The sequence below is a fragment of the Pyxidicoccus caerfyrddinensis genome (genome assembly GCF_010894405.1).
GTDB lineage: Bacteria > Myxococcota > Myxococcia > Myxococcales > Myxococcaceae > Myxococcus > Myxococcus caerfyrddinensis.
In genome coordinates this window covers 369,686-381,117 of record NZ_JAAIYA010000006.1, presented here as the reverse complement: position 1 = coordinate 381,117, position 11,432 = coordinate 369,686, and the positions used below count along the sequence as shown (strand labels likewise).

At 70.1% G+C, this 11,432-nt stretch carries 8 protein-coding genes and 1 pseudogene; 6 read left to right on the top strand and 3 right to left on the bottom strand.

Translation table 11 applies throughout. The features are described from left to right. Positions 1 to 59: 59 nt before the first annotated feature. Positions 60 to 458, bottom strand: a complete 399-nt coding sequence (locus G4D86_RS16945; protein WP_163994906.1) for a hypothetical protein — start codon at positions 456 to 458, stop codon at positions 60 to 62. A gap of 301 nt (positions 459 to 759) precedes the next feature. On the opposite strand from G4D86_RS16945, the gene G4D86_RS16940 reads away from it, so the two are divergent. The 4 genes from G4D86_RS16940 to G4D86_RS16925 all read left to right on the top strand — a co-directional run bounded on the left by G4D86_RS16940 (position 760) and on the right by G4D86_RS16925 (position 6,870). Then, positions 760 to 1,302, top strand: coding sequence for a MarR family winged helix-turn-helix transcriptional regulator (locus G4D86_RS16940; protein ID WP_163994904.1), 543 nt, complete (start codon positions 760 to 762; stop codon positions 1,300 to 1,302). A 237-nt stretch (positions 1,303 to 1,539) separates the two neighbouring features. Next, complete coding sequence (locus G4D86_RS16935) at positions 1,540 to 4,683, top strand: DUF4175 family protein (protein ID WP_163994903.1); 3,144 nt, start codon at positions 1,540 to 1,542, stop codon at positions 4,681 to 4,683. 8 nt (positions 4,684 to 4,691) lie between these two features. Further along, positions 4,692 to 6,488, top strand: a complete 1,797-nt coding sequence (locus G4D86_RS16930; protein ID WP_163995149.1) for a peptidase MA family metallohydrolase — start codon at positions 4,692 to 4,694, stop codon at positions 6,486 to 6,488. A 100-nt stretch (positions 6,489 to 6,588) separates the two neighbouring features. Next, positions 6,589 to 6,870, top strand: coding sequence for a hypothetical protein (locus G4D86_RS16925; protein WP_163994901.1), 282 nt, complete (start codon positions 6,589 to 6,591; stop codon positions 6,868 to 6,870). A 63-nt stretch (positions 6,871 to 6,933) separates the two neighbouring features. On the opposite strand, the gene G4D86_RS16920 is transcribed toward G4D86_RS16925, so the two are convergent. Next, positions 6,934 to 8,979, bottom strand: a complete 2,046-nt coding sequence (locus G4D86_RS16920) for a S9 family peptidase (protein WP_163994899.1) — start codon at positions 8,977 to 8,979, stop codon at positions 6,934 to 6,936. Between the two features lie 237 nt (positions 8,980 to 9,216). Between G4D86_RS16920 and G4D86_RS16915 the strand changes: the two are divergent. Both G4D86_RS16915 and G4D86_RS16910 read left to right on the top strand, forming a co-directional pair. Next, positions 9,217 to 9,780, top strand: a pseudogene (locus G4D86_RS16915) (DsbA family oxidoreductase); the annotation flags it as partial. A 44-nt stretch (positions 9,781 to 9,824) separates the two neighbouring features. Then, on the top strand, positions 9,825 to 10,163 hold the full coding sequence (locus G4D86_RS16910) for a TerB family tellurite resistance protein (RefSeq protein ID WP_163994895.1): 339 nt from the start codon (positions 9,825 to 9,827) through the stop codon (positions 10,161 to 10,163). Positions 10,164 to 10,172: 9 nt separating this feature from the next. Here G4D86_RS16910 and fliB read toward each other — a convergent pair whose 3' ends face one another. Then, positions 10,173 to 11,426 carry a flagellin lysine-N-methylase gene (fliB, locus tag G4D86_RS16905; RefSeq protein ID WP_163994893.1) on the bottom strand — a complete coding sequence of 418 codons (1,254 nt, stop codon included), beginning with the start codon at positions 11,424 to 11,426 and terminating at the stop codon, positions 10,173 to 10,175. Positions 11,427 to 11,432: the final 6 nt, after the last annotated feature.

The following is an 11,432-nucleotide window of genomic DNA, read 5'->3' as shown; positions in this document are numbered from 1 at the left end:
GCGGACCGCAGTGTCACCCCTGGCCCTTCCCAGCTCGTATCGGGAAGGGCCTTCGCGTTTCAGACGTCGACGCGCAGGTAGTAGCACTCCCCCTTGCCCGGGGGCGTCCGCAGCGTGAAGCCCCGGCGCTCGAGCACCCGGCGCAGCTTCAGGTTCGGCTGGGCGCAGTGGACGGCGTAGACGAGCCACTCGACCGACCGCAATCCCCGCCTCCGTGCGAAGCGCTCAGCGAGCGCCGCGAGCTGAGGGAGGATGCCCTCGCCCCCGCCGTCAATCTGGGCGAGCTCCAGCACCAGCGCCGTATCGGTGAGCGCGAACTGGCCGAGCACCTGCGCGCTGCCCAGCTGGAAGATGACGGGCTCTCCCGTGAACACCCATGCCCCATCCTCGCTGTCCAACAGGCCCAGAAGCTCTTCCGGGCTGTAGCCCTCAATGAGGATTTTTCGTCGCTCGGTCATTTCCCGGTTGAGGGTAGCCCGGTTCAGCCGCCCCCAAGGGCTCTCTACACCCGGCAGGCGGGCAGGCGAGCCCCTCCCTTCACACCCCTGCCGCCCGGGCGTCATCCCCTGGAACCCGTGCAAGGGCCGCGCGGAGGGGACGGATGGGGGCTTCCACGGCAGGCGGAAGGCCGGCCCGTCGCTTGCTGGTGACCGACAGACAACGGATTTTGCTCAGCAGGGGACGCCGTGAAGCGGTAGACCTCGTGGAACACAAACGACCGGAGAGACAGGGAGGCGGCAGGTGAAGGATGATGTACCCATGAAGGACACGGCCAGCGACGAGCCGGAACCGCAGGAAGGCGAGCGCCCCAAGGGTCCCCCGCTCGGAGAGGTGCTCGAATTCATGCGCCTGCTCTGGGCCGTGGACCACGGGCTCCAATCCACCTCCAAGCGCATGGAGTCCACGCTCGGGCTCACCGGCCCGCAGCGGCTCGTCGTGCGACTGGTGGGCCGCTTCCCGGGCATCACCGCCGGCACGCTCGCGCAGATTCTCCACGTCCACCCCAGCACCCTCACCGGCGTCCTCAAGCGCCTGGAGAAGCGGGGCCTGCTGGAGCGCAAGTCGGACCCGCTCGACGGGCGCAAGGCGCTGTTCGCCCTCACCGACACGGGCCGCTCGCTCGACATCCCCTCCGAGGGCACGGTGGAGTCCGCCGTCCAGCGCGTCCTCTCGCGCATGTCCCGCACGCGCATCCTCTGCACCCAGGACGTGCTCACCGCGCTCGCGCAGGAATTGGGCGGCGTCCCCATGCCGGAGGACGAGCCCTCCGAGGCCAGTGCCCGGAAGCCCGCCACGCGCTGACCGGCCGCCCGCCCCCCTCCCCTGCCCCTGGGAGGGGACGCCCTGGAAGGGCCGGGTCCCCTCTCGCGTTGCCTCCCGGACCCTCCCCCTTTTGCCTCCTTCCGAAGCCCGACACCGTGGGCACCCTCCCGTGAGTCCCCGGGCCCGGATGCCTCGCGCCGGACGTGAGGCTGCTAGAGAATCGGGAAATAGGCCGCCCTGGCACGGGTTGGCTCGTCACTGAGCGGACAGGACAGCGTGAACCTCGACACCCCGCAGACCCCAGGCCCCGAGCTGCCGCCCCCGCCGCCCCCGCCCCCTTCCGCGCCGGCTTCCCGGGCCACCGGGCGGGGCTCGCCGGGGGTGGAGGCCCTCCTCGTCGCGGTGCGCACCCGCCAGCGCCGGCACCTCTGGGCGCAGGGCGGCATGCTGGGCGCCTCGGCGGCGCTGGTGCTCTTCGTGGCCGCGGGCTTCCTCGGCCTCGTGGCCCCGCGCCTGGGCGGCCCGGTGTTGTGGCTGGCCCTTCCCGTGGGCGTGGCCGTGGCGTGTGTCTTCGGCCTGTGGCTCGCGAAGAAGCAGGTGGGCGACGATGCCCGCACCGCGCGGCTGGTGGGCCAGCGCCGCCCCGAATTGTCGCTGGACGTGCTCGCCGCCGTGGAATTGAAGCACGAGCGCGGCCCCCAGGCCGGCTGGTCCTCGGACCTGGCTGGCGCCTTCCTCCAGCAGATGGACACCCGCGTGCGCACGGTGGACGTGCGCTCCGTGGTGGACGGGCGCCCGGTGCGCCGCGCCGCGCTCGCATCCGGTGGCGTGCTGCTGGCGCTCGCGGTGCTGATGGTGCTGGTGGGCGGACGGTGGAGCGCGGGCATGGCCCGCATCCGCGAGCTGGCCAAGAGCCCCCAGGCCCAGGCGCAGGCCGAGCCGATTACCGGCGACATCGAGCTGACGTACCGCTACCCCGCGTACACGGGCCTCGCGCAGCGCACCGTGCCCGGCACCAACGGCGAGGTGAGTGCGCCCGCGGGCACCGAGGTGCTCCTCAAGACGCGCTCGGACCGCGCCGTGGAGCGCGCGGACGTGGTGGTCAACGGCCAGCCGCAGCCCCTCAAGGTGACGGAGAACCGCGACCTGGAGGGCGCCTTCGTCGCCAGGCAGTCCGGCCACTACCACTTCGTCTTCTACGGGCCGCGCGACAAGCTGCTCGTCACCGGGCCTGAAATCGCCCTCAACGTGGAGGCGGACAAGGCGCCGCAGGTGTCGCTGATGACGCCCGCGACGGAGCTGGAGGTGGACCCCGGCCAGAAGGTGACGCTCAAGTACGAGGCCACGGATGACTACGGCCTGTCCGGCCTCGCGCTCGTCTTCCGCACGCCCGGCTCGCAGAAGGAGACACGCGTGCCGCTGCCCCGCGAGGACGGCCGCCGCAACCGCGCCACCTTCACGTGGGACCTCGGCACGATGAAAATCCAGCCGGGCGACCGGGTCACCTACTACGTGGAGGCGCAGGACAACGACGCGGTGGAGGGCCCCAAGAAGGGCGTCAGCCGCACGCAGGTGCTGCGCGTCTACTCCGCCGCCGAGCACCGCCGCGCCGCGCTGGACAAGGCCGAGCAGCTCTGGGGCCGCATGGTGGACCACCTCGCCGACCGCCTGGAGGGCCCGGACCGCGCGAAGCAGAAGGACCCGCAGGCCGTCGCCGCCGCGGCCTCCGCGGACACCAGCGGCCAGCAGTTGATGACGGACATGCGCACGCTCGCCCAGGAGCTGGCCCGCGAGCGCGACGTCCCCAGCGAGCTGGTCTCCGCGCTGAGCCACATCTCCGAGTCACTGGGCAGCCACATCTCCGGCACCGCGGACTTCCGCCGCCTCTACCTGCGCACCCAGCGCGCGCGGGGCGAGGACTGGGGCACCGGCAACCGCCTCACCGCCGTCGTCAACGAAGAGGTGGACGAGGCGGAGAAGGACATCCTCTACCTGGAGTCGCTGCTGGACAGGCAGAAGCTGGAGGCGCTGCAGGAATTGGCGAAGCAGCTCGCCAACGAGCGGCGCGAGCTGGCCAACCTCGTCGAGCAGTACAAGAACAACCCCGACGAGCAGTCGCGCCAGCTGGTGATGGAGCAGATTGCGCAGCTGAAGAATCGCATCAACGAGCTGATGCAGCGCATGGCGGAGATGCGCAAGGGCATCCGCGACGAGCACTACAACGCCGAGGCCCTCTCCGAGATGATGAAGGAGCAGGACCTGCAGAGCGCCATGGACGAGGTGGAGAAACTGATGCGCGAGGGCAAGACGGACGAGGCCCTGGCGAAGCTCCAGCAGCTCGGCATGCAGATGGACGAGATGCTCCAGAACCTCGACAAGGAGAGCAGCGAGGTCGGCTCCGAGCAGTACCCCGAGCTGGCCGAGAAGTTCGGCAAGTTCATGGAGGAGCTGCAGAGCACCGTGCAGGAGCAGCAGAAGGTGGCGGACCAGACGCGCCAGCTCAGAGACCAGGCCCGCTCGCAGAACCGGGAGCGCCTGGCGGAGAAGGGCAAGGCCGCGAAGGACGAGCTGATGCGCAAGGTCCAGCAGGCGCAGGAGGACTACAAGAAGCTGCAGCCCGAGCAGCTCAACAGCCGCGCCGCGCGCCCGCTGGAAGAGGCCCAGTCCGAGCTGCAGAACGTGGAGAACGCGCTCAAGGTGAACGACTTCGACCTCGCCGCCGAGGCCGCCGCGCGCGCCGAGGACGCGGCCCGGCAGCTGTCGATGATGGGCGAGCAGCAGCGGCAGCTCGACGAGATGTTCGGCAACCCGCCCGAGGTGCGGCAGCAGTCCGCCAACCTCGCGCAGAGGCTGGAGCGCGACGCGCGCAACGTGGAGGAGGTCAACAAGCAGCTCCAGTCCCTCTTCCCGCCGCCGGGCTCGCAGCTGTCGCAGCAGGAGAAGCAGCAGCTCCAGCAGCTCGCGCAGCAGCAGGGCCAGCTGGAGCAGCGCGCCCAGGGCCTGCGCCAGCAGATGGAGGAGATGCAGCAGATGGCGCCGCTCTTCGGTGAAGAGGCCACGCAGCAGATGGAGGGCGTGGGCCAGCGCATGGGCGAGGCCTCGCAGCGGATGCAGGGCAAGGACCCGGGCCGCGGCTACGGCGAGCAGCAGGCGGCACTCGAAGGCCTGCGCCAGTTCCAGCGGCAGATGCAGGAGGGCCAGAAGGGCGGCAAGGGCGGCCTGCCCATGCCCATGGGCTCGGGCGCGCGCCGCCAGGAAGGCAACGGGAAGGACCCGCGCAACCAGGTGGAGCTGCCGGATGAAGACGCCTTCCAGGCGCCGAAGGAGTTCCGCAAGGACCTGCTCGACGCGATGAAGCAGGGCGCTCCGGAGAAGTACCGGGAGCAGGTGAAGCGCTACTACGAGGAGCTGGTGAAGTGAGCCCCGCCATGAAGCCCCACGCGCCCGTGCGCACCGTCGTCCGAGCTTCTTTCGTGCTGCTGGCCGTGACGCTCTTCTGCGTGCCTCCCGTGGCGCTGGCGCAGGACGCCGCGCTCAAGGACGAGGTGAAGGAGCGGCTGGGCCGCGTGGACCAGTCGCTGGATGACTGGGACGTCCCCGGCGCCAAGCGCGAGCTGTCCGAGGTGGAGCCGCTCGTCCCCGCGGAGCTGGAGCCGCTGAAGTACTACCAGGGCCGCGTGGCCTTCGAGGAGGGACGCTACGACGACGCGGTGTCCCTGCTGGAGGGCGCCAACATCGAGGACAAGCCGGGCAGCTACCTGCGGCTGGCCAAGGACTCGCGCGACATCACCAAGAACCACAAGCGCGCGGAGAGCGAGCACTTCATCTTCTTCTACCCGAGGGGGAAGGAGGAGGTGCTGGTGCCCTACGCGCTGGAGACGCTGGAGTCCATCCACCGCGCCATGGCGGAGGACCTGGGCTGGACGCCGCCCAACGGGAAGATTCGCGTCGAGGTGGTGAACAACGCGCGCGAGCTGGCGCGGGTGAGCACCCTGACGGAGAAGCAGATTCGCACCACCGGCACCATCGCCATCTGCAAGTTCAACAAGCTGATGGTGACCAGTCCCAAGGCCGTGGCGCAGGGCTACGACTGGCAGGACACGCTGGCGCACGAATACATCCACCTCGTCATCAGCCAGTCGAGCCACAACACTGTGCCCATCTGGCTGCACGAGGGCATGGCCAAGTTCCTCGAGTCGCGCTGGCGCGGCAAGGGCGGCATGGCGATGACGCCCTCCACGCTGGCCCTGCTGGGCAAGCGCGTGAAGGCGGACACGCTCATCCCCTTCGAGAAGATGCACCCGTCCATCGCGCTGCTTCCCACCGCCGAGGACGCGGCCACCGCGTTCGCCGAGGTGTACTACGCCATCGACTACGTGCACCAGACGAAGGGCTCGGCGGGGCTGCGCGCCATCATCCACGAGCTGAAGGCCGGGCAGAAGGACCGCAAGGCGGTGGAGGCGGCCATGGGCATGCCCTTCGCCCTCTTCGAGAAGTCCTGGCTGGCCCACATCAAGAAGCAGCCCTTCCCTCAAGAGCTGCTGCCGCGCGAGGACCGCGTGGTGCTGAAGGAGGACGCCAAGGGCAAGGTGAAGGACGAGGGCGAGAAGAAGGGCCGCGAAATCTCCTTCGGCGACTTCGACAACGTGGAGGAGGTGCCAGCGCGCCGCTTCGCGCACCTGGGTGAGCTCCTGCGCGAGCGCAACCGCGTGAAGGCCGCGGCGGAGGAGTACGCCAAGGCCCACAAGCTGGTGGGCGACAAGTACGAGTCCATCTCCAACAAGTACGCGCTGGCGCTGCTGGAGCTGCGGCGGCTGGACGAGGCGGAGAGCGTGCTGCGCGGCAGCCTGCGCGTGTACCCGGGCTCGCCGTCCACCAACGTGCACCTGGGCCGCATCCTGCTGTTCCGCAAGGACTACCCGAAGGCGAAGGTGGCGTACCTGGAGGCGCTGGCCTCGGACCCGTTCGACCCGGAAATCCACGTGGCCCTCACGCGCATCCACGGCGCGCTGGGCGAGACGGCGCTGGCCACGCGCACCCGCACCGCCACCGTGCAGCTCACCAACCTCAAGCCCGAGCAGGTGGACCACGTGGCCCAGGCCTTCCTCAACGATGAGGATGAGCTGTCGGAGATGAACGTCGGCGGCACCCCCGCCGCACAGCAGCCGACCGCGCAGCCGCCCGCCGCGCAGCCGCCCGTGGCGAAGCCCGACGCGGGGCGCTGAAGCCCGGCAACACGCCAATCGGGGCGCATTTTCTCACCCATGACGCACCGCACTTCCGGGACGTTCCGGGAGGCGCGGCTTCGTTGCATGATGCCGCGCCATGACGCTTCGAACCCTGACGCTGACCACGCTCCTCGCCCTCGGCTCACTGCTGACAGGCTGCTCCAACAACGCCGACTCCATCTGCGAGAAGCGGCAGAGCTGCTTCGACGACAACCTCGACACCGGGAAGTGCGCCGAGAAGATCGACCAGTGGGTCGAGGACAAGGACGAGGACAAGCGGAGGGAAAAGGTGGAGGACTGCGCGCGCTGCATCGACGACCGCTCCTGCGCGGAGGTCCTCGAGAGCTGCCTCGACGAGTGCTTCGACATTCCCTCTTGAAGTGAGGCCCTGCCGCCGCCGGGGCCCTCGTGAAACGGGCCCCGGACGGCGTGACTCACGCGGCTACTTGCGCGTCCACTGGTCCAGCCAGGCCAGCACCTCTTCGTGCCACTGCACGCTGTTGGCCGGCTTCACCACCCAGTGGTTCTCGTCCGGGAAGTAGAGCAGCTTGGAGGGGATGCCCCGCCGCTGCAGCGCGGTGAAGGTGGCCAGCCCCTGCGTCTCCACCACGCGGAAGTCCTGGCCGCCGTGCACCACCATCATCGGCGTCTTCCACTTCGCCACGAACTCGCTGGGGCTGTGCTTGCGGTAGGCCTCGGGCTTGTCCCAGGGCGTGCCGTTGTGCTCCCACTCGGGGAACCACAGCTCCTCGGTGTCGTAGTAGCCCATGTGCTCGTCGAAGATGCCGTCGTGGTTGACGAGGCACTGGAAGCCGTCCGCCCAGTTGCCGGCAATCCAGTTGATCATGTACCCGCCGTAGCTCGCACCCAGCGCGCAGCGGCGCTGCTTGTGGATGAACGGGTAGCGCTCCAGCGCGGCGGACAGGCCCTTCTTCAAGTCCTCCAGCGGCTTGCCGCCCCAGTCGTCGCGGATGGCGTCGGTGAAGGCCTGGCCGTAGCCGGTGGAGCCGTGGAAGTCGACCATGACGGCCACGTAGCCGCGCGCCGCGTACACCTGCGGGTTCCACCGGTAATGGAAGTGGTTGCCGAAGGAGCCCTGCGGGCCGCCGTGGATGAGGAAGGCCAGCGGGTACTGGCGCTTCGCATCGAAGTCCACGGGCTTCACCACCCAGGCGCGCACCGTCTCGTTGTTCCAGCCGGGGAACTCGAACTGCTCGAAGGCGCCGAAGCGGATGCGGGCCAGCGCGTCCTGATTCACGTGGGTGAGCTGGCGCGTGCCGGTGCCGTCCGCGTTCATCACGAACATGTCCGCGGGCGAGTCCAGGTCGTCATGCACGTAGACGACGCGGCCTCCAGCGGCCGGCTGGGGCGTGTCATCGGTGCCGTCCTTGGTGAGCTGGCTCACCTTGCCGCTGGCCACATCCAGCGCGAACACGGGCTGGATGCCGAGGTGGTTGGCCACCGCGTAGAGCGTCTTGCCGTCCGCGCTCCACGCGAGGGCGGAGGCGGAGCGGTCCCACTCGTCGGCGAGCACGCGCTCCTGGCCGCCCGGCCACGTGCGCAGGATGACGCGGTAGCGGTCCGCCTCGTAGCCGGGGCGGGACATCGCGAGGTAGGCCAGCGTCTTGCCGTCCGGGCTGAAGACGGGGCTGGTGTCGGTGGCGCGGTTCTTCTCGGTGAGCTTGCGCGGCTTCGCCTTGCCGTCCACCGGGGCGAGGAAGAGGTCCAAATCCGTGGACCAGGACTCGGCGCGGCCCACGTCGCGAGCGGTGAAGACGACGCCCTTGCCGTCCGGGGTGAAGGTGAACTCCTCCGAGCCGCCGAAGGGCTTGGAGGGGCCGTCCGCGTCCATGCCCTTCATCACGTCCACGGGCGTGCCGCCGGCCACGGGGACGACGAAGATGTGCGAGCGCTTGCCGTCCTTCCACGTGTCCCAGTGGCGGACGAAGAGCTTGTCGTAGCTGCGGCCGGAGGACTTCTTCTTGTTGGAGCGCTCCGTGTCGCGCTGGGTGTTGCACTCCAGGTTGGCGCAGTCGGGGAACACGTCCATGGCCACGGCGAGCTGGCTGCCGTCGCCGGACAGACGGAAGGCGCCCACGTCGAGGGGGAGCTTCGTCACCTGCTGGGGCTCGCCGCCGTCCACGGGCAGGCGCCACACCTGCGAGGAGCCGCCGCGCGAGGAGAGGAAGAAGAGGCTCTTGCCGTCCGGAGCCCAGATGGGATCCGAGTCCGAGTCCGGGTGCGAGGTGAGCTGGCGCGGGGCGCCCTTGTCCTTCTCGTCGAGGCTGACGAGCCACAGGTCATTGCGCCCGCGGTTGGCCTCCATGTCGGTGGTGCGCAGGGCGTAGGCAATCTGCTGCCCGTCCGGCGAGACGCGCGGGTTGCTCAGCCGGCGCATCGTGACCTGGTCCTGGATGGTGTACGGCTGGGGCCGGGCCGGCGCCGGGGTGGCGCCAAGGGCCAGGGCCGCGAGTAGCGACAGCGGCAAGGTGAGTCCTCCTGGGTGGGACCGCGTCCGACGGGGGGTGGGGCGCGGGCGTGCTTTCGGGGGTGGACGCTGCCCGCTCGGCCGGGCGCTGTCCACCATGCGTCACCCGGACCAGGCGTGACGCGCCGCGGCCTTCACGTCGCCATGACGCCGCGGCGCGACGGTGTTACAGGCAGGGACATGAGCGAGCCCATCATCGTCCGCGTCTGGTCCGACTTCGTCTGACCCTGGTGTTACGTCGGCCTCGTGGAGGTCGAGAAGCTGAAGAAGGAATACGACGTCCAGGTGGACTGGCGTCCATTCTTCCTGCGCCCGGAGACGCCGCCAGAGGGACTGCCCCTACCGGCCTACGTGCGCGAGCGGATGAAGGACCCCAACAACCCGCTGAAGCGCCGCGCGGCCGCGGCCGGGCTGACCATGGTGGAGCGGGAAGTCATTCCCTCCACCCGGCGCGCCCACCAAGCCGCGGAGTATGCCCGCGAGCAGGGGAAGCTGGAGCCCTTCAACGCGGCCATCCTCCGGCGCTACTGGAGCGAGGGCCAGGACCTCTGGCAGTGGGACACGCTGCGGGGCGCGGCCGAGGAGGCCGGGCTGAATCCGGACGAGGTGCAGCGCGCCGTCGAGGAGGGCCGCTACAAGGAGGCCGTGGAGGACTCCGTGAAGCAGGCCCATGAGCTGGGCATCAACGCGGTGCCCACGTTCATCCTCGGGGACAAGTTCGGGCTCCAGGGCGCGCAGGACTACGCCGTCTTCAAGCAGGCGATGCAGCGGCTGGGCGTGAAGCCCCGCTCGGAGTCCTGAGGGGCTTTCCTGTCCCCCGGGAGTGACTTAGGAGTGGGGGTGCGATGACCACCCCTCCGAGCTCCGAGTCGCGGTTCCACATCGAGGTCGTCAAGCTGCTGCTCCAGGTCGCCACCAGCGACGACCGCGTCACCCACGAGGAAATCCAGCACCTCGTGGCGGCCGCGCGCGGCATGAGCGTGCCGCTGGAGGAGCTGGCCGCGATTACGCGGTGCCTGAAGAACGGCGAGCCGCTGCCCGCGCCGAACCTGGGCGTGCTGCGCGCCAACCCGAACGCGGCCATCCAGGCGGCCCAGGGACTCATGGCCAGTGACAGCCACGTGCATGGGGAGGAAATCGAGATGCTGCGGCAGCTGCGCGAGCTGCTCGGCGTCACGGGCTGAGCCGCGGGCTCACAGTCCCTTCAGCAGCACCAGCATGCGGCCCAGCGTCTCCGCGCCGCCCTTCCCCGCCAGCCCCTGCGCGAGCGAGTGCAGCTCCGGCGCCTGCTCCACGTGCTTCGCGATGAGCTGGAAGCACTCCACCGCGGCGGCGTCCAGCCGGGTCCGCGCGTCCGGCGAGTCCTCCACTCCGCACAGCGACACCACCGTCGGGTGGCCGAAGAGCGTCCACCGCAGCACCGCCGCGCGCAACGTCAGGCGGAACACGTAGTCCAGCAGCGTGGGCGCATCGGTGAAGGGGTGGCGCAGCCAGTGGTTCACCGCGTGGTGGCGGAAGTACTGCTCCACGCGCTCCGCCAGTCCCGGGGCCAGCTGCGCGCGCCGCTCCGAGTGGATGCGCCAGACGTCGTCCGGTGACTCCGCGCCGCCGTAGGACGCGAGCACCGCGCGCGCGAGCACGGCGAATCGCTCGCTGCGCACGAACCCGAGGCGGGCCTTGAGCACGGTGGCGCAGATGGCCGCCCAAGGGCCTCCTGGCAGTGCAATGTCCGAGAAGCCGGCATGAAGCTCCGCCAGCACTTCTGGCGCGTCGAAGGAGCGGAGCACGTCGGCGAGCAGGGCCTCGGCCTCATCGCTGAACGCCTCCGTGCCCTGGAAGTAGAACCCATCCAACCGGAGCGCGAGCTGGCCCAGCGCGAACAGCCGCGAGGCGAACGGGACCTCTCGCCGTTGAAGCAGTCGCATCGCCACGGCACGCACGGCCTCCGCGTGCCCCGTCCACGCATCGCCTCCGAGCCGCCGCGCTATCTCCGGACGCGCGGCCACATCTTCGGACACGGGCACGGGCTCCACACCGTCCTCGGCAAGCAGGCACAGCCGTGCCACCTCCGGGCACGCGAGCGAGCCGGCCACCTCCAGCCGCTCGCCCCACCGCGTGGCCACGCGGGGAAACGTCGCGCACGCATCCGGCAGCACCGCCTCACCATACGCCCGGTGCAGCGAGCACAGCTTGCGCTCATCCAGGAACGCGCAGTGCCCGTCCTCGCGCTTGGCGATGACCGCGGCCTCCGCGCCGGGGCCGCTGCCTTCGTCCGGCCGGATGAACGCCTCCACCCGCGCCGCGTCCGGGCCGCCCGCCACCGCGTCGCGCAGGCGCTTCCAGCGCGCCTCGCTCACGGTGACGACGAGCCCCGCGCAGCAGGTGTCCTCGCACGCATCCGCGAGGCACCTGAACCGCGTCATGTACCGGGGCGCGGTGGCCGTCATGGAAGG

Bases quoted from the DNA above. Each gene is read 5' to 3' on its own strand.
- G4D86_RS16925 (WP_163994901.1), top strand. From the start codon at position 6,589: ATGACGCTTCGAACCCTGACGCTGACCACGCTCCTCGCCCTCGGCTCA.
- G4D86_RS16930 (WP_163995149.1), top strand. From the start codon at position 4,692: ATGAAGCCCCACGCGCCCGTGCGCACCGTCGTCCGAGCTTCTTTCGTG.
- G4D86_RS16945 (WP_163994906.1), bottom strand. From the start codon at position 458: ATGACCGAGCGACGAAAAATCCTCATTGAGGGCTACAGCCCGGAAGAG.
- G4D86_RS16910 (WP_163994895.1), top strand. From the start codon at position 9,825: ATGACCACCCCTCCGAGCTCCGAGTCGCGGTTCCACATCGAGGTCGTC.
- G4D86_RS16940 (WP_163994904.1), top strand. From the start codon at position 760: ATGAAGGACACGGCCAGCGACGAGCCGGAACCGCAGGAAGGCGAGCGC.
- fliB (WP_163994893.1), bottom strand. From the start codon at position 11,426: ATGACGGCCACCGCGCCCCGGTACATGACGCGGTTCAGGTGCCTCGCG.